The 18,876-nt window shown below is 36.1% G+C and carries 19 protein-coding genes; all 19 read right to left on the reverse strand.

Annotated features, from left to right (window positions below; translation table 11 throughout):
• Positions 1 to 19 precede the first annotated feature (19 nt).
• Positions 20 to 499, reverse strand: a complete 480-nt coding sequence (locus AM499_RS10070) for a cell division protein SepF (protein ID WP_053590085.1) — start codon at positions 497 to 499, stop codon at positions 20 to 22.
• On the reverse strand, positions 496 to 1,188 hold the full coding sequence (locus AM499_RS10075; RefSeq protein WP_053590086.1) for a YggS family pyridoxal phosphate-dependent enzyme: 693 nt from the start codon (positions 1,186 to 1,188) through the stop codon (positions 496 to 498). The genes AM499_RS10070 and AM499_RS10075 overlap by 4 nt, the downstream gene beginning before the upstream one ends.
• A 76-nt stretch (positions 1,189 to 1,264) precedes the next feature.
• Positions 1,265 to 1,504, reverse strand: coding sequence for a PRC-barrel domain-containing protein (locus AM499_RS10080; protein ID WP_053590087.1), 240 nt, complete (start codon positions 1,502 to 1,504; stop codon positions 1,265 to 1,267).
• A 95-nt stretch (positions 1,505 to 1,599) separates the two neighbouring features.
• Positions 1,600 to 2,385 carry an RNA polymerase sporulation sigma factor SigG gene (sigG, locus tag AM499_RS10085; RefSeq protein ID WP_053590088.1) on the reverse strand — a complete coding sequence of 262 codons (786 nt, stop codon included), beginning with the start codon at positions 2,383 to 2,385 and terminating at the stop codon, positions 1,600 to 1,602.
• A 91-nt stretch (positions 2,386 to 2,476) separates the two neighbouring features.
• Positions 2,477 to 3,184 (reverse strand): RNA polymerase sporulation sigma factor SigE, encoded by a 708-nt coding sequence (gene sigE, locus AM499_RS10090; protein ID WP_053590089.1) that lies wholly within the window; start codon positions 3,182 to 3,184, stop codon positions 2,477 to 2,479.
• Positions 3,184 to 4,026 carry a sigma-E processing peptidase SpoIIGA gene (locus AM499_RS10095; RefSeq protein ID WP_053590090.1) on the reverse strand — a complete coding sequence of 281 codons (843 nt, stop codon included), beginning with the start codon at positions 4,024 to 4,026 and terminating at the stop codon, positions 3,184 to 3,186. Before AM499_RS10095 ends, sigE begins: the two co-directional genes overlap by 1 nt.
• A 664-nt stretch (positions 4,027 to 4,690) precedes the next feature.
• On the reverse strand, positions 4,691 to 5,848 hold the full coding sequence (ftsZ, locus tag AM499_RS10105) for a cell division protein FtsZ (RefSeq protein ID WP_053590092.1): 1,158 nt from the start codon (positions 5,846 to 5,848) through the stop codon (positions 4,691 to 4,693).
• A gap of 42 nt (positions 5,849 to 5,890) precedes the next feature.
• Positions 5,891 to 7,183, reverse strand: coding sequence for a cell division protein FtsA (gene ftsA / locus AM499_RS10110; protein WP_053590093.1), 1,293 nt, complete (start codon positions 7,181 to 7,183; stop codon positions 5,891 to 5,893).
• A gap of 111 nt (positions 7,184 to 7,294) precedes the next feature.
• Positions 7,295 to 7,645: a small basic family protein gene (locus tag AM499_RS10115; RefSeq protein WP_053590094.1), complete on the reverse strand. Its 351-nt coding sequence runs from the start codon at positions 7,643 to 7,645 to the stop codon at positions 7,295 to 7,297.
• A 4-nt stretch (positions 7,646 to 7,649) separates the two neighbouring features.
• Positions 7,650 to 8,369: a DUF881 domain-containing protein gene (locus tag AM499_RS10120; protein WP_053590095.1), complete on the reverse strand. Its 720-nt coding sequence runs from the start codon at positions 8,367 to 8,369 to the stop codon at positions 7,650 to 7,652.
• Positions 8,370 to 8,392: 23 nt separating this feature from the next.
• A complete protein-coding gene (locus tag AM499_RS10125) occupies positions 8,393 to 9,112 on the reverse strand; it encodes a DUF881 domain-containing protein (protein ID WP_053590096.1) in 720 nt (239 codons plus the stop codon).
• Positions 9,090 to 9,887 carry a cell division protein FtsQ/DivIB gene (locus AM499_RS10130; protein ID WP_053590097.1) on the reverse strand — a complete coding sequence of 266 codons (798 nt, stop codon included), beginning with the start codon at positions 9,885 to 9,887 and terminating at the stop codon, positions 9,090 to 9,092. The genes AM499_RS10125 and AM499_RS10130 overlap by 23 nt, the downstream gene beginning before the upstream one ends.
• A gap of 1 nt (position 9,888) precedes the next feature.
• On the reverse strand, positions 9,889 to 10,965 hold the full coding sequence (locus tag AM499_RS10135; RefSeq protein WP_156316789.1) for an FtsW/RodA/SpoVE family cell cycle protein: 1,077 nt from the start codon (positions 10,963 to 10,965) through the stop codon (positions 9,889 to 9,891).
• Positions 10,966 to 10,999: 34 nt separating this feature from the next.
• Complete coding sequence (gene murD / locus AM499_RS10140) at positions 11,000 to 12,355, reverse strand: UDP-N-acetylmuramoyl-L-alanine--D-glutamate ligase (RefSeq protein ID WP_053590098.1); 1,356 nt, start codon at positions 12,353 to 12,355, stop codon at positions 11,000 to 11,002.
• A gap of 1 nt (position 12,356) precedes the next feature.
• Positions 12,357 to 13,328, reverse strand: a complete 972-nt coding sequence (gene mraY / locus AM499_RS10145; RefSeq protein WP_053590099.1) for a phospho-N-acetylmuramoyl-pentapeptide-transferase — start codon at positions 13,326 to 13,328, stop codon at positions 12,357 to 12,359.
• Between the two features lie 51 nt (positions 13,329 to 13,379).
• Positions 13,380 to 15,230, reverse strand: coding sequence for a penicillin-binding transpeptidase domain-containing protein (locus AM499_RS10150; RefSeq protein WP_053592160.1), 1,851 nt, complete (start codon positions 15,228 to 15,230; stop codon positions 13,380 to 13,382).
• Positions 15,231 to 15,346: 116 nt separating this feature from the next.
• Positions 15,347 to 17,548 carry a peptidoglycan D,D-transpeptidase FtsI family protein gene (locus tag AM499_RS10155; protein WP_053590100.1) on the reverse strand — a complete coding sequence of 734 codons (2,202 nt, stop codon included), beginning with the start codon at positions 17,546 to 17,548 and terminating at the stop codon, positions 15,347 to 15,349.
• Positions 17,545 to 17,913 (reverse strand): cell division protein FtsL, encoded by a 369-nt coding sequence (gene ftsL / locus AM499_RS10160; protein WP_053590101.1) that lies wholly within the window; start codon positions 17,911 to 17,913, stop codon positions 17,545 to 17,547. The genes AM499_RS10155 and ftsL overlap by 4 nt, the downstream gene beginning before the upstream one ends.
• Positions 17,914 to 18,864 (reverse strand): 16S rRNA (cytosine(1402)-N(4))-methyltransferase RsmH, encoded by a 951-nt coding sequence (rsmH, locus tag AM499_RS10165; RefSeq protein ID WP_053590102.1) that lies wholly within the window; start codon positions 18,862 to 18,864, stop codon positions 17,914 to 17,916.
• Positions 18,865 to 18,876 lie beyond the last annotated feature (12 nt).

Genomic DNA, 18,876 nt, shown 5'->3' on the forward strand with positions numbered 1-18,876 from the left:
AAGATTGTTTACTCCTCTATCAATTTAGGTCATTATAATAATAATCCGATATCGCACCAGCAACTTCTACTGAATCGGGTGCACAGAGGAATATATCTGTACCTATTCGTTGAATGTCTCCTCCTAAAGCGTACACTGTTCCACTTAGAAAGTCGATAATTCTGATTCCCTGATCTTTATCAATCCGTTGTAAATTCACAATTACAGCTTTTTTACTTTTTAAGTGTTCGGAAATATCTTGAGCTTCTGCATAAACACGTGGCTCTACTAATATAACTTTAGAAGACTTTTGCACATTTTGAATACTTACTAGATTTGATGCTGCCACTTCTTTGGAGGCAGTATTAAATTTACGTTCCTTTGTAGTAGGTTTTATCGGTTGCTGTCTCATTTGATTTTCTACTTGCTGTTGTTGTTGAGGTCTTGGCTGCTGTCCTGTTGAACTTTCTTCGTCCTCTTCTAAGTAGAAGAAATTTTTCATCCAGTTTTTCATGCTCATTGAATTTCCTCCCTCTCTTTACCGACTAAAGCTGTCCCTATTCGTACAAATGTTGCTCCTTCTTCTATAGCAATCTCATAATCTCCAGACATACCCATCGATAATTCAGTACACGGGGCATACGGTAGTTTTTGGAGAGCGATTCTTTCCTGTAATTGCTTTAACTTACGGAATACATTACGGATAATATTCTCATCTTCAGTATTAGGAGCCATCGTCATTAAACCAATTACTCGTATTCGAGAATATTTGTCTAGCTCACCGATAAAGGATTCTACATCTTCCATCGATAAGCCATGTTTGGATTCTTCCTCAGATACATTGACTTGCACAAAGCAATCCTTCGTTGAAGTTGCCCTTTTTTCAATTTCTTCAGCTAAACTTATTCGATCTAAAGAGTGTAAATAGTCTATGTGATTTATTACTGACTTTACTTTTCTTGTTTGAAGTGTACCTATGTAATGCCATTTAACATCATTTTGAATGGCATCTATTTTTTTGTTTAATCCTTCTGGTCGATTCTCACCTAGGTGTTGTAATCCAGCTTCAATTACTTCAACTGTTCTTTCAACGGATACTTCTTTTGTAACAGCAATAATCGTAACATCAGAAGTTTCACGATTTGCACGTGTTAGAGCCTTATTCATTTGATCTTTAATTGTTTTTAAATTTTGCTTAACATATGTCATCGAAAAACCAACTTTTCATCAATTGTTTTTGTTTATTGTATCAATGAAAGGCTTATTTATCAATGATGAATACATACTAGAGTGTATTTTTTGATACAATTATAACATCTTTACCAATTATAGCTATATTTTGCACGGCAATTTTTTTAGTTTCGCTTTTTTTATTAAAGAATGCTGGATATGAACCTTGTGCTTCTACAATGAATGAAGTAATAAATCCTGTATCCTTATCAATTTCCGCATCAACAATATACCCCAATAATTGGCCACTTGTTGCTTCTATAACTTCCTTTTGTTGCGCATCAGAAAATTTCATCATCATCCTCCTTTCCCCATTATATGAATAGAAAAATAAAAAAACGCTTTTTCATTTGAGAAAAAGCGTTTTTTATATGAGAATGTTTTGTATTACTATTCTTTCGGATTTAACTGCCCTTGGATAATAGATAATGCGCTTTTCTCTAGCCTTGAAATTTGAGCTTGTGATAAGCCAAGATCGCTTGCTATTTCCGTTTGGGTAGCCCCGTAGTATATTCGTTTTGTTAGGATTTTCTTTTGCCTAGCATCTAACTTTTGAAATGTATCTTTTACTGTAAAATAAGTTACCCATTGTTCTTCCGATACATCATTATCACATAATTGATCCATCATATAGATAGCGTCTCCTCCATCGCTAAAAATTGGTTCTTGTAACGATACTGGATCCTGAATTGCATCTAATGATAATAAAATATCTTCCACTGGAATTTCTAATATTTGTGACAAATCTTCAAGTGTCGGTTCTTGTAAATTATCGTTAATATACTGTTCTTTTGCTTTCATTGCTTTATATGCGATATCTCTTAAAGATCTAGAAACACGGACAGAATGATGGTCGCGTAAATGCCTTTTAATTTCTCCAATTATCATTGGTACGGCATATGTTGAAAAACGGACGTTATGCTTTAAATCAAAATTTTCAATTGACTTGATAAGACCAATACAGCCAACTTGGAAAAGGTCATCAGCCTGTTCACCACGATATGCAAATCGTTGAACAAGACTTAAAACTAATCTTAAATTACACATGACTAGCTCATCTTTTACAGATTCTTCGCCTGCTTGTAATCGAATAAACAGTTCTTTCATTTGTTCGTGGGAAAGTAAAGGAAGCTTAGATGTATCAATGCCGCATAATTCTACTTTTGTTCTCGTCATAGATCTTCCTCCGGACTCTTTTAATAGTTCTTAATCAGTTTGTCCGAGAGAATGAACTTTATTCGAAAGGTGCGACATCCAATTTCACCCATTAGGCTATCGGTTCATTTAAAAGCTCTTTTAAATCCAATATTATTTTCTTCTCTAAACGAGAAATATAAGATTGAGAAATACCAAGATGATCTGCTACTTCTTTTTGAGTCATTTCCTCTTTTCCATTTAATCCAAAACGACATTGCATAATATATTTTTCTCGATTCCCCAATAGATTAATCGCGTCAAACACGTGTTGTCGCTCTAACTTTTTCTCGACATCTTCAATAATCAAATCTTCACTTGTTCCTAAAATATCTGATAGAAGGAGTTCATTACCATCTGAATCAGAATTCAAAGGTTCGTCAAAAGAAACCTCCGATTTCATTCGATTCGTTTTTCTCAAATGCATTAATATTTCATTTTCGATGCACCTTGATGCGTATGTTGCCAGTTTAATACCTTTATCCAAATTAAAAGTTTCCACCGCTTTTATAAGACCAATCGAACCAATACTTATTAAATCCTCTATATTCGTATTAGTTTGATCAAATCTTCGTGCTATATAAACTACAAGACGTAGATTTCGTTCTATTAAAACATCTCGTGCATATTCATCTCCATCCATAAAAGCAAGGAGCATCTCTCTCTCTTCTTCTCTTGTTAGTGGTTTTGGTAAAGATTCATTTCCACCAATGTAGTGTACACTACTCTTCCTTAGAGAGATTATCCAAAAATAGATTCGACGAAAAAACTTTAACAACATTAACTGACACTCCTTTTCTTTAGATGATAGTAGGAAGAGCTATGTAAGATTCCTTCAGCTCCATGTGGAAATTTATCACGCAACCTCGTCATGACTATATAACCTCTTGGTAAATTTTGTTCGTTCACTTTCCACTCATCATACTTCATCCCTATGACCCATGTTTTTTCTTGTTGAATCGTAGTAATTGGTATTAATCTTAATTTGCTTATGAACTCTTTTGGCAGGTTGTCCAAGCCAACTTTTCGATCGAACTCCCAATCACAAATTGCTTGAAACAAAGACTCTGGAAGAATATCTTGTAACATTTCTGCAGCAACAAAATGAACCGGATCATTAGAAAGTGGTTCTTTGCAAACATTCCCTGAGTCTATAAAAAGGGTTAATTCCTTTGTTTGTCCAAACAAACGGAGATGTGAGGAGAATAACAGCTCTCTTTCTGAATTAGCAATATTAATATGCAATACATGCTTTGTTAATAAATACAAGCCTCCTGTGGCAATCAAAGCGAAGTTTACTAACATGAAGAGACTGCTACTGGTGTGATAGAGTGGAGCGAGAGCTGTAAGTAAACCTCCAGCAAATAGACTTGCAAGTAAAGTAAGTGCAATAGCCTTAATGATTTGTGAACGTTTACGCCAAAAAGCTATACCGATCATAAGAAAGAAAGATAAGAAAACAGTAATGAAATAGTGTGAGAATGTGACTGTAATTGTTCCTGCGATAAAAGCGGATAAAAACAAATATCTTTTTTTGTTTTCAATCCAGCCAATACGATTTGCAAATGCTAAAACAGTGTAATTAAAAAAAGTATTGGTTGCAATCATTACTTCTGCATACATAGCTTCCCTCCTTTTGATTAAATCGTAACATGTCATTTGTAAGAAAAATGTCAAATCAGGGGAGAGAAATCATTCTTTTTTTACGACAAGAAGTGCTATATAGAATAACTAAATTTCAGTGAAAAGGGTAATAGAAGAGAAAGAGGCAAGTTAAAGATATGAGGTTTGTTATCAAATTAGTGAAAAAGTAAGATATGAAAGGCAAAATCACTATCTAGAGGCTTTCGCGCTTTTCCGCAAGTCCGCAAGAGCCGCTGTATGCGCTAGCGCATACAGCGGCTCATAGGACACGTCATGCGGCTGGAAAGGCGTGAATGCCAGTGTAATAAAATCTGCCAAAAGAGGTAGCTTTACTCAATTAAAAGTAAGATAGTAGATATCTATAAGGAATTGTTTCTAAGGCAAGGGCCACCACGAAGACTCCTGTGGGAACAGCTTGAGCAGAAGACCCCGCAGTTGAGGGGAAGGCAATCTAAGTTCGCCGCATCCTGCGGCAACGATTGCATGACCAACATCGTGTTGGCCTAGGAGGCTGAAGCCAAGCCCACGGAAAGCGAAGTGGTGGTCCTTGCCGAATTTAATATACAACTCTATGCATCCAAAATTGAGTTTGTCTACAGTAAAAAGCAACCACCTGTTGGTGATTGCTTCTTTGTTTAGGAATTTAGTTTCTTCTTTGACGGTTTCTTAAGAATGTTGGTATATCTAATGCATCCTCTTGCTGGTGTTGTACATTCGGTCGCTCTTGGTGTAATGGTTGTTGTTGTTCTTCTTTACGTTGCTCACGAAGTGGAGGAGGAGTAGTTGCCGCTTGTTGTGCACGTGCTGCTCCAAACCCAGTATTTCTTGGTTTATTTTGAGTAAGCAATTCTTCATTGAAACCAGTTGCTATTACCGTAACTATAATTTCATCCTTTAAATTATCATTAATAACCGAACCAAATATCATATTCACTTCTTCATCTGAAGCAGAAGCAACGATATCTGCAGCTTCTTGAACCTCAAATAGACTTAAATTTGATCCGCCTGTAATATTCATTAGGACTCCTGTAGCTCCATCAATTGAAGTTTCTAGAAGTGGGCTTGAAATTGCTTTTTTTGCAGCTTCAGCAGCTCGATTATCTCCACCTGAAATACCGATACCCATTAGAGCTGCACCTTTGTTAGACATAATCGTTTTAACATCGGCAAAGTCAAGGTTGATCAAACCAGGAACAGCGATTAGATCTGAAATACCTTGAACCCCTTGACGTAATACGTTATCTGCTTCTCTAAATGCCTCAAGCATTGGAGTATTTTTGTCAACAATTTCAAGAAGACGATCGTTAGGAATTACAATCAGTGTATCTACAGCTTCTTTCATCATACCAATACCGCCAATTGCCTGAGTCGAACGTTTACGACCTTCAAAAGTGAATGGACGAGTCACAACTCCTACAGTTAACGCACCAATATCACGTGCGATTTGGGCAATTACAGGAGCTGCTCCTGTTCCAGTTCCTCCGCCCATTCCAGCTGTAACAAAGACCATATCAGCGCCTCTTAATGCTTCCTCAATTTGCTCTTTACTTTCTTCTGCTGCTTTCTTACCAACTTCCGGATTTGCCCCTGCTCCAAGTCCACGAGTAAGTTTTCCACCAATTTGTAATCTAACTTCTGCTTTAGACATGTTAAGCGCTTGGGCATCCGTGTTTACAGCTATAAAGTCAACACCCTGTACTCCATGTTCGATCATTCGATTTACTGCATTATTACCGCCGCCACCTACTCCAATAACTTTAATAATGGCTAATTGGTCATCGTTCGTTTCAAATTCTAGCATGCTATTGCCTCCTATATTCTTTCAACTATGATAATGGTTTTGTTATTCAAAAAACTTATCGAAAAATTTCTTGGCTTTGGTAATTGCACTTTCTTTGTTTTCATTGTTCCCGTTTTGAACGGTCTGTTTTTGTTTCTTAGGACTTGGTGTTGATTCAGTTTGTGCCATTTGTGATAATGCATGGCTGCTACCAATTTTACCATAGAAAAGATCTTCTTTATAGGCATATCTTATAAGACCAACAGCAGTTGTATATTGTGGTTCACGAACACCAATATAATCCGGCGTGTATAAACGTACTCTTGTTTGTAGAATATGTCTTGCAAGTTGTCCAATACCTTCTAGCTTGGCAACTCCACCAGTAATTACAACACCACCAGGTAAGTCTTGTAGACCCATTCGGTAAAATTCTTCTAAAACCAACTCGAAAAGCTCTTCTAAACGAACACCAATAATTTCAGCTATATATCTCTGAGAATATTGTTCTTTCATATCTGCGCCAATGACTGGTACTTCAAAAAGCTCATCATCTGATGCATCATCATAGAAGGCATGTCCATATTGAATTTTAATTTTTTCAGCTTGTTCTGTAGGTGTTTTTAATACAATCGATAAATCTTTTGTAATATGATCGCCACCTACTGGTATTACGGAAGTATTAATTAAATGTCCTTCGCTAAAAATGGCGATGGTGGTAGATCCTCCACCTATATCTATATAGGCAGTACCGTGATTTTTTTCATCTTCGGTTAAAGCAAAATAACCACCAGCTAATGGCTGTAAATATATCTCTCTTATTTGTAACCCAGCTCGTTCCACACATCTTAACACATTATGTAAAATTGTTTTTGATGTAGTCATCATGATTCCATCCATTTCTAGACGGGTTCCAATCATTCCTCGCGGATCTTTAATTTCATCAAGATGATCGACGATAAATTGCTTAGGAGCTATATTGATCAGTTCACGTTCAGGAGGAATTGACATTACTTGAGCAGATTCAATCACTCTATCTAAATCTGTATCTGTAATTTCTCTGTCCTCACGATTAACAGCAACTACACCTTTTACGTTTTGAATGTTTGCTAGATTAGCAGGAATACCAAGCACTATTTCTTGAATTGACATCCCAATCATACGTTCAGCTTCACTAACAGCTTTCTTAATGGACTGCACGGTTGCGTCTATATCTACAATGGAACCTTTACGAATCCCATTTGATTTAACATTTCCTACACCAATAACATGCAGCGAGTCATCACTCATTTCACCGATTAAAACTTTAATCGATGACGACCCAATATCTAATGATACGTACAATTCTGATTGATTCAACCCGTGGCACCTCCTAAAAACTCTTTATTTATTATTCTATTGTAAAAAACTAATAAAGTCTAAAAATTTCTAATCAAATAGTCGATATTTCATGACTTTACGCAAATATGACTATGTATTATTTCTTTCAGACCACTTTGTCAAAATTAACCGACGTATAACCGCAATATTTTGGAATAAACGTACTCCAAAAGCAAAGATTGCAGCTAAATATAAGTCAACACCTAAATGTACTCCTAAAAAAGCTAGGGCGGCTGCTAAAACTATGTTAAAGAAAAATCCAGAGACAAATACCTTATCATCATACACCCCTTGTAAATGGGCCCTAATTCCTCCAAATAAAGTATCTAATGCTGCAAGTACAGCTATAGACAAATAATTTTCATATATCTCCGGGATTTGTATATCTGTTAAAAGACCAAGTGAAATTCCAAGTATTAGACCTAATAACGGCAACCACATTTATTTACTCTCCTCCTGGAATTTCAAATAAAAATTGTTTATTGATTGATTGATCATAAGCACCTATGTTTAAATCGGTTACCGGTTCTCCAACTACTAGTTTTAAGTTATCAATGTAAAAGTCATCTCCGATAGTTGAAGCCTCTAATTGATTATACATTTTTTTAGCGTCGTCGTAAGTGGTTGTGCCAATTTTTATCGTAAATGGAGCCGTTTTTATAGCAAGATTATTAACGGTTGTCCTTCCATTCACATCCCTTATTGCTGAAGAATAAATCATCCTTTTTCCATCGACTTCAATCGCTTTAGCTTTGAAATGATTAATTTCATTTATAAGACGAACAAGTAAATCAGGAGTTATTCCTTCAATAGCTTGTCCAACAGCAATACTTTCTAAGGATGGTTCCACAGTTATTGTTAAGCCCGGGCCATTAAAATCTTTTAATCCAATGTCTTGTTTCAACTGTTCGACGGTTTCATTCAAAGCAGTTTTGGGACTTTCGTTTACCATATTTTCATATTTATCAATCGTTTGCTCCAACACACGCACTTCCGACAATAATTCTGAATGTAATTCAGTTTCTTTTGCAAGCTCTTGTCGTATTGCCCAAACATCCCTAGTATCTCGTTCCTCAGGTTTTTGTACAGTATTGTACTGGACTGCTAACATAAAGCCAACTATTAACAAAATTAATGTAAACCGAATATAGACGGTTTTTTTCATTTATTCGGCCTCCTTCACCTTGTTTAATTTTTGTCGTCACGTAAAGCAGGCATCGTTATTCTCCCTTTTTCCTCCACAGTTACGATAATGTTATCACTTGTTAATTGATCAACAACACCTCCACCTAGATTGACAGAAGCAAGTAATACCTCTGGATCGCCTACAGCCTCAATCGTAAAAGGTGCTGGAAACGTTTTACCGTCAACTGTAATAACTGGACCTGTACAACGAATATAGGAATTTGAATGGAGTCTTTGCCCATTGATAGATACAGCTTCTGCACCAGATATTTTTAACTCATTAATGACCTTAAATACATGGCTCTCATGGACAATATAATCATTTGGATTCTCTTGTGACGGGTTATAAGCACCATCTTGAAGAGAGACTGCAATTCCTTTTCCTTCGGAAGGAATGTCACCAATTAATAATCGTAACATTTCTGCCTCATCCACTAACTCTTCAACGTTCTCTTCACTATTCACAAAAGACTGTTCAAATTCTTTGATTTCATGCTGTTTCTCATTTATTTCATCCGAGAGCTCATTATTTCTTTCTTTTTGCTCGATTAACTCTTTTTTGTATTTTTCCTGTTCATTAAAATTTACAGAGTTTTTAGCTTGTTCTTTGTTTGCAGAAGAAATACTATACGAGTATGCGAGTATAAAACCTAACACTAAACTTACTAAAGAAATTAGTACTAGTCCTCTCGAAGGTATTCTAAGGAGTTTGTTCTTCTTCAACCTCCACCGCCTCCTCTTCAACAACATTGTTATACACTTCTTTATACGGTTGGAAAAAGGAGCCAACTTCAAGATCAATAATTCCTTTTATATCTGGTTCAAGCTGAGACACGATGGATGGATAGAAATTCATTTTTTCAGAGAAAGAAGGAATTATAGCTTGAACCTCATTTCCATCATTCATAAAAACTTGAATCGAATATGGGTCATTCTCTGTCGGCTTATAATTAATTTGAGAAATAGTTAATAATACTTCGGAGTCCAAGTTTTTTAACTCTTTTATGAGCCTTACCCTAATTTTCTCTTTATTAAAACCTGATAGGATAGGGCCATCTATTGGTACTACTTGTCCTTCAGGTTCTATAGTCTTCCCATTCTCTAGAATAATATGAAGACCTTCACCGTTTTCCTCATAACCAACTTTTTTATATTCTTTTATTTGAATTTCTACACCAGTTAACCAAGTGCGTTTAACTTTAGCAGATTCCACCCAATCATTTTGTTCTATCATTTCTGTCACTTTGTTTTCTCTAAAGCCCCACATCGATTCTCCTAGTTGTAGTGTACTTTGTTCTATATATTGTTCATCAGACAATAAAGAAGCACCACTAACTGTGATTGATTGAATCTGACTGTAAGAGGATTGAAAATATAAAACTATCAATAATGTAGTAACGAAGAGAAAAAGTAGAATGGAAAACTTTTTATTTGTTCTTCGTCTTCTACGTTCTTTAAAGGTTGGTATTCGATCTTCAATATCTATTACTTTTTCCATTCTACCGCCTCCCTTCTCTTATAGAATCATTTGCTAAGTTTAAGATAATACCGATAATCCCCCATGTGGTAACCAAAGAAGACCCACCATAGCTGATAAATGGTAAAGTAACCCCTGTAACTGGTAGTAAACCTGTAACTACTCCCATGTTTAAAAATGTTTGTACTGCCAATAAGGAAGTGAATCCAATAATAGTTAATTGATAAGCACGTGTTTTGGCACGCGCAGCCATTGCAAAGCCAGTAGTAAAAAATAGAACAAAAGCTGAAATAATGATGAAACCTCCGATGAAACCCGTTTCCTCTAATAGGATAGAGAAAATAAAATCATTCTGCGGTTCCGGTAAGTATAAAAACTTTTGTCTACTGTTTCCATATCCAAACCCAAACAGTCCGGCCGGTCCAACCGCAAGTAATGATTGAATCGCTTGAAAGCCAGTACCTAACGGATCACTCCATGGATCAAGAAATGATTGAATCCGATCAAGCCTATAGGGAGCCGAAGCAATTAATGCGACTAAAGCTACAATTCCTGTTATTCCAACGGTAACAAAAAATTTCAAAGGCAATCCTGCTGCAAACAGCAGGAAAAAAGATGCAACGATTAGAACGAATGCTGAACCAAAATCTGGTTGTATCATAATAAAAGAAATAGGCAGCAATAAAATTACGGCACTTTGAAAATAGATTTGTCCTTTTGTTTTTTTCTCCTTTGCCAAAGAAAATGCGAGCATTCCTAATACTGCAATTTTAGCAAGCTCAGCAGGCTGAAAGTTCATAAATCCTAGCGAAATCCAACTTTGTGAACCATTTCGAACTACCCCAATACCTGGAATAAGTACACCTATTAAAAATAATATAGAAAATACATAGATGATTAACCAAAATCTAGGAAGCCTTATAAAGCTTTTGTTTCGTATAAATAAAGCACCTAAAATACCAACTATTAAATAACTGCCTTGCTTGAAAGCAAATGGTAATTGGTCTTTATAATGTACTTGACTCCAGTAGGACCCTGCTGAGTGTACGAAAAGTATTCCGACAATAGATAAAAAAAGGACAGATGCTAAAAATAGAATTGTTCTTTTATCGTTCGTTTAGTTCATCCCTTCGTTAATCTTTTAATGCTAGCACTTGTTCAATAAATTCATCTCCACGAATCTCAAAGCTTTCGTATTGATCCCAACTAGCGCACGCTGGAGAAAGTAGAATAACATCTCCCTCATTAGAAATTCTAACTCCTTCTGCAATTGCATCGACTAAGTTACTTACTCGTATTACGGATGGAATTCCTTGCTGTTCACCAAATATTTGTAGTCTATCAGCAGTAGCACCATAGTGTATGAGCGCCTTCACATTTTGTAAATGTGGAACTAATTCATCAAAAGAATGCCCACGATCTACACCGCCTGCAAGTAATATAACAGGTTCTGAAAAACCTTCTAAAGCACTTTTTGTAGCAAGCGCATTTGTAGCTTTTGAATCATTATAAAACTTTCTATTTTTCCACTCACGAACAAATTGTGTTCGATGTTTAACACCATGAAATGTCGAAAGAACATGAACAATACTATCTAAAGAACATTCCATCAAAATGGCAGCTGCGGTCGATGCTAACACATTTTCTAAATTATGTTTTCCACGTAGTGCAATGATAGATCGTTCAAATAATTTTTCTCCATTCCAATATACATAGGTATCATCTGCACTTATTCCTTCCTCTGCTTTTTTACTTACATAGAAAGGTACTTTCTTTGCATTACTTTTACTAGCATAATCTTTCACAATTTGCTGCTCACCATTATAAATAAACCAGTTCGAAGAGTCTTGATTTTTAGTAATATTAAATTTTGCATCTGTATATTCATGAAAATTTGTATGATAGTCTAAATGAGCTTCATATAAATTCATCAAAATGGAAATCTGTGGTTTTAGTTGTTCTGTACCCATCAACTGAAAAGAGGATAACTCCGTGACAATTACATTTTCTTTTGTTGCTTCTGATGCGACAGCACTTGCAACAGTACCAATATTACCTGCAACTAATGGTTGTTTACTTCCTGCTTCTAACATTTCAAATATTAAAGTTGTTGTTGTAGTTTTTCCATTTGACCCTGTGATTCCAATCATTGGAGCATCACTTATTCGATAAGCTAATTCCACCTCTGTCCAAACTGGTATTCCTCTCTTTTTAGCTTCAGCAATGACAGAATTTGTGTAAGGAATACCAGGGTTCTTTACTATAAGACTGAATCCCTCGTCTAAAAGATCCTCCGGATGACTTCCACAAATGACTGTTAACCCTTTAGAAAGTAAGTACTGTGCATGTTCATTTTCATCAAAAGGTTTCGAATCATTAACTGTAACAAAGGCTCCTAAATCATGTAAAATTTCGGCAGCAGCTGTACCGCTTTTCGCAAGTCCTAATACAAGGATCTTTTTATGATATACCATTGGTAATTGCTTCATTTTATACAACCTCCAAAATAACAACTAGCATTGCTGCTATAAAGCCGATAGCCCAAAATACAGTTACTATTCTTTTTTCTGACCATCCAGATAGCTCAAAATGGTGATGAATAGGGCTCATTTTAAAAATACGCTTACCTGTTGTTTTAAAACTAATTACTTGCAAAATAACAGACAACGTCTCTAATACAAAAATAATCCCTACTAGTAATAATAAAAGCTCTTGTTTTACAAGAATAGAAACCATTGCTAAGGCTCCACCTAATGCTAGTGACCCTGTATCACCCATAAAAACTTTAGCGGGGTTCTTATTGAACAGAAGAAATCCTAATAATGCACCTGACACACTAAAGGTAAAGATTGCTATATCTGTTTGCTCATATGCGAGTGCAAGCACACCAAACGTAGCAAAAGCAACGGATGCTGTACCTGATACTAAACCATCTAAACCATCTGAAAGATTTACAGCATTTGAAAATCCAACTAACCAAAAAATAAGGAATGCTACATAAAATTGTCCTAGGTCCATTTCTGTATTTGTAAATGGTATAGAAAGTGTTGTGTCAAATGGTCCAAGCTTTAATAAGAAATATGCCCCAACTGAGATGACAATTTGACCTATTAATTTTTGAATTGAAGTTAAGCCTAAATTTCTTTTTAATACTACTTTGATAAAATCATCTAAAAAGCCAATTAATCCGAATCCAACTAAAATTATAAGCAACACGATAGATTGCGTTGTTAGCTTATCGAAGTAAAATGAGACTGCTACAGTCGAAATAATGATCGAAATTAAAAATATAAGCCCACCCATTGTAGGTGTTCCTGCTTTTTTTTGATGGGATTCTGGTCCTTCTTCTCGAATACTTTGACCAAACTTCATCCTTCTTAAATACGGGATAATTATTGGTGCAAGAATAACGGACAAAAGAAAACTAATACTAATTGTAATAATCGTTGTAGATAAAGTCATGAAAAAATCTCCTTAGTTGCGATCAACTATCAATAAATTTACTATAGTTAATTATTTTGTGTAGACATGTATTTTTCCGTCTAATGGAATTAAACTGTTTTCCTTTGGTAATTGTGAAAGTATTTCTTCCCCATCACCATGCCAAACAATTGTAAATGGATACATATAAGATGTTATCTCTTTTTTCTTTATTCCTACTAAGTTTGGTACACGAACTTGTTGGATATCCCCCCAACGATATTCTTTTTCAAGTTGCTTACCACCTGCAGTAACTTCCAGTGAGTCCTCAATGATTTGACCTACTATAGGTGCGGCAATAACTCCACCAAATTGTGTACTATGCTTAGGATTGTCAATGGCAACATAGACGATTAACTCTGGATCATCCGCAGGAGCAAATCCTATAAATGAAACGATATATTCACCGTCCATATATCTACCATTTTGTACTTTTTGAGCTGTTCCAGTTTTTCCGCCAATTCGCAATTGATCACGATAAGCATTTCGGCCAGAACCTTCCGCTACAACATGTTCGAGCGCATCTCGAACCTTCGCTGATGTTTCCTCACTAATTACCTGGTGCTTCATATCTGGCTCAGAAGTAGATAAAATTTCGTTCGTTTCGCCATCTAAAATATTTTTTATAATAAATGGTTTAAATAATTTTCCACCGTTTATAGCAGCAGCAACAGCTTGAACCTGCTGTATTGGTGTTACAGAAATACCTTGACCAAACGATGTGGTGGCATGCTCTACCGGTCCATAAGCTTCCTTACTAAAAAGAATTCCCGTTGATTCTCCAGCCATTCCTGACCCTGTTGATTGCCCGAAACCAAATTTTCGTATGTAATCCGAAAGTTTTTCCGGCCCTACTCTTCTTCCTAGTTCAATAAAACCTGGGTTACAGGAGTTCTCCACAACTTCCAAGAAGGTTTGATTTCCATGTCCAGATCTCTTCCAGCATCTTAGTCGTGATCCCTCTATCATTGTATAGCCAGCATCATGAAAATGATCATCTTCCAAATCGACTACCTTTTCTTCTAATGCTGCGCTCAATGTAATAATTTTAAAGGTAGATCCAGGCTCGAAAGTCATCCAAACTGGTAAATTACGATTATAAATAGTAGAGTCAACTTCCTGATAAGAAGATGGGTCAAAATTTGGGGCAGAAGAAAGAGCAAGAATTTCTCCATTTTTCGGATTCATCACAATCGCAATCGCCTGTGTTGCTTCGTATTTTTGCATTGCTTGTGAAAGTTCTCTTTCTACAACCTGTTGGATTTTCATATCGATGGTCAGTTGAACATGATTACCCGAAACTCCATTTTTCCATCCATCATCCACATGGGGAAGAGGAACTCCTTTTGCATCTGTAAACATTCGAATCGCTGATTGCTTTCCTTTTAAAACGGAATCGTATTGATATTCGATTCCTGCTAGCCCTTGAGCATCATAACCTGTAAAACCTATTAATCTTGAAAGCATATTACCATTTGGATAGTCTCGTATATAATCGATACCCGCATATAGTCCGGGAATATTTTTATCCTGGATTTGCATAGCAAGTTCGGAACTAATATTTTTCCCATGTGGTGCAATTTTTACTAAGTAATCTCTTTTATTGAGTTGTTCAAATAATTTTGCTTCCTCCATATTTAAAAGTGGAGCGATTTCTTTGGCTACTTTTTCTGGTTCATCGTTTTGTGAAGGCATGTAAAATAATGTAGGAGAAAGCTTATTTCCGACAATTACCTCTCCATTCCTATCCAATATATTCCCCCGAAGCGATGCGTAAGGAAGCTCACGATCCCAACTCTCTTTTGCTTTCGTTGTCAATTCATCAAACTGAAAAAATTGAAGCTGCACTAACTTCAACACAACAGCTAAAAACAATAAAATCATCAATACCCAAATAACACGGAGACGCAAAACTTGTTTTACTTTAGAAATTACACTTTCCCCTTTTATTCGTTTTAGATAACGTATGAGAAAATGACAAAAACTATTCTATCACTCCATTAGTCTTGGGGTGGTTCTTCCATAGATTCCTCTAATTCAGGGACAATTTTTGTTTCTTCTGGTGTCGACAAGTGAACAACAACAGGAGTATCTTTTGAAACAATAGATCCAGCAGTTAAACTTTGGCTTGTTACATAACCTTCACCTGAAATTTCAATTGGAATATTTGATAATGATTTATAAATCATAATATTTCGTTTGGACCATCCGGTGAAGTTAGGAAGTTCAATGTCTCCCTCCCCTTTTATAAAAACTGTACCTTTGGCTAAAATCGAAGTTCCTGCGGCTGGGAATTGCTCTTTCACGTTTTCCGACTGTCCAATTATAACAGTTTTTAAGCCTTGTGACTCTAGTGTAGTCTGACTTTCCATCATATTTTGCCCGACAATATTTGGCATTTTTATGGAAGAGGCAAGTTCAAGATTTTCAGGTTGAATATTTAAGTATTTTAAGCTGTTTTCTGTTACAGAATTAAAAATGTCTGAAGTAGGCTCTGATCCTACCTCGGTGTCTTTCAATTGCGGTTTGTGGACAGCAACATAGACAATAAGTTGTGGATCTTCGACAGGTGCCAACCCTAAAAAGGAATACAAAAACAAATTACGACCCCAAAAATATCCACCCTCAGGGTTTGCAATTTGAGCGGTACCTGTTTTCCCAGCAGTAGTATAATCATCTAATTTAAACCGTTGAGCAGTCCCTTTTTCCGATGTAACCGTACTTGCTAAAATTTCTTTCACCTGCTCAGCAGTCTTTTCGGATATTGGAGATTCCTTTTCAACTGGTTTGTGATCGCTAACTAGCTTTCCTGTGCTTGGATCTACAATTTTATCTATCACATATGGTTGCATCATTTTACCTTTATTTGCAATGGCAGTCATGGCTTGAACAAGCTGAATTGGTGTAACAGTAGTCCCTTGGCCATAAGTGGTAGTTACCCTATTAATAGGATACTTATCACTAACCGTCCCAGTCGCTTCATGTGGCAAATCAATCCCTGTTTTTTCTCCAAATCCAAAACGATGAATATAATCTATAAAAGTCTCATCTCCGATTCTATTTAACAAGTAAGCCATCGACACATTTGAAGAGCGTTGAAAACCTTCTAAGTAAGAAATAGTGCCCCAACCATATACGTTGTGATCACGTATTGTTCGATCATATACTGTATAGGATCCAGATTTATACGGGGCATTCGGCTCCCATACTCCTTCTTCAATTGCTGATGCTAAAGTGAAAATTTTCATCGTTGAGCCCGGTTCAATCGTTTGTTCAATTGCTTCATTTAGCCAGTTCGTAGATAATCCTTCTCTCGTATTCGGCTCGAAGGTAGGTCTTTGCGACATAGCAAGAATTTCTCCTGTTTTAGGATTCGCAACAATAGCGGTCATTTTTTCAGGATTATACTTTTCTTCTGCTTTGTTAAGTGCATCTTCTAAGAAGTTTTGTATTGTTTTATCAATCGTTAAATGAATATTGTCTCCATCTTTCGGATTCGTTATCATTTTTTCAGCATTTGGCAATAAAAAGCCTTTCGTATCACTCTTAAAATTTACTTTTCCAGGCGTTCCGGTTAATTTTTCATCATAAATATACTCCAAGCCCATCTTTCCTACCGCTACAGCTTCGCCATCTTCATTTTCTTCTTTTAAGGCGAAACCAATTAGATGCGAGGCAAATTGCCCATTTGGATAAAGTCTTTTCATATCTTGAACAAAAATTATTCCTGGTAGATTGTTATTTTTAATTTCTGTCATTACTTTATAGCTAATATCCCTACCAGCTTTTCCGAACTCCACTTGATATTTACCTGCTTTTATATATTTGTTTAGCACATCCAATATATCTTGCTCTGGCATATCAATATATTCAGCTAACACTTTCGCAGTTTTTTCAGGATCTACTACATGCCGTGGTGCACTACTGTTATTGGTAGCTTCAGGACTTATAACTGCAATAATTTTATAACTTAGCGTATCTTCTACAATAATATCTCCGTTACGGTCTATAATTTTACCTCTACTTGCTGGAATCACTTGTTCTCTACTATACTTAGAGTCTGCTTTTGTAGATAACACTTGTCCTTCTGCAGTCCCCGTAACTTGAATAAACACAAATCGGCTTAACAATAGAAAAAAGAGCCCTCCATAAAGTAAAAACATTAGAAAGGCTCCCCATTGAAAACGAAATTTCTTATTCATTGTCCTGGTACTACCTTTACGTTTTGCTCATTTAGTTTTAAACCGAGCTCTTCCGCTTTTTTCCAAATACGCTCATAGGTAGATAATTCGCTTACTTGTATGGACAAGTCTGTATTTTCTTTTGATACATTGTCGATTTGTTTTTCCATTAGTTGTATGTCTGCATTTGTTGAACGTACAGCTGTCTGAGTTTGAATGATCATTAAAGCAAGTATAGTTACTGCTGATAATAAACCTATAAGAAGGAATCTTTCCCCTTTTGTCAATATCTTTTTCGCTTGTTTAGTCGGCTTCTTTATTTGTGGTTGTTCAGGAAAAGAAGGTCGACTTATGTATGTTTGTGACTGATGTTTACGTAAAGCCATTTAAACACTTCCCTTTTCATTAATTTTTTCCACAATTCTTAGTTTAGCTGAACGAGATCTATTATTTTCTTCTAATTCTTCTACAGAAGGTAAAATAGGCTTTCTAGTGATAAGTTTTAAAGACGGCTCCATTCCTACTGGTATTACAGGTAAATTAGGTGGCAATTCTGGTAAAGACGCAGCTTCTTTAAAGATAGTTTTGGTTAATCTATCCTCTAGAGAATGAAATGTAATAACACTTATTCTTCCGCCAACCTTAATAACTTTAATTGCATCCTCTAATGAATCTTCCGCTGCTCCTAATTCATCATTCACAGCTATTCTTATAGCTTGGAAAATTCGTTTCGCAGGATGTCCACCAGTTCTCCTTGCAGCTGCTGGGATTCCAGCTTTTATTAATTCAACTAATTGAAATGTTGTTTCAATTGGAGCGTTTTCTCTAGCTTGCTCAATCTTTCTCGCAACTTGCTTAGAGAACTTCTCTTCACCATATCGAAAGAATATTTTCACTAGTTTTTCATATGGCCAATCATTTACTACGTGAAAAGCAGTTAATTCACTTGTCTGATCCATCCTCATATCTAGTGGTGCATCGTAATTGTAACTAAAGCCTCGTTCTGGAGTATCGAGCTGTGGAGAAGAAACTCCTAAATCATATAGAACACCATCCACTTTTTCGATTCCAATATTTTCAAGTTCCTCTTTTAGATAACGGAAATTTGCATGTACAAATGTTACTTTGTCTAGGAAAGGAGCTAATCTAACTTTTGCGTTCTCAATAGCTGTCCTATCTTGGTCAAAACAAATTAACCTACCACTTCCCCCTAATTGCTGGACAAGATATTCACTATGGCCTGCTCCTCCCAGAGTACAGTCCACATAAATTCCATCTGGACGAACGGCAAGTCCATCTACCGTTTCTTTTAATAATACCGTTGTGTGATGAAACAAGCCTTTTCCTCC

This window comes from Bacillus sp. FJAT-22090, from assembly GCF_001278755.1.
GTDB lineage: Bacteria > Bacillota > Bacilli > Bacillales_A > Planococcaceae > Psychrobacillus.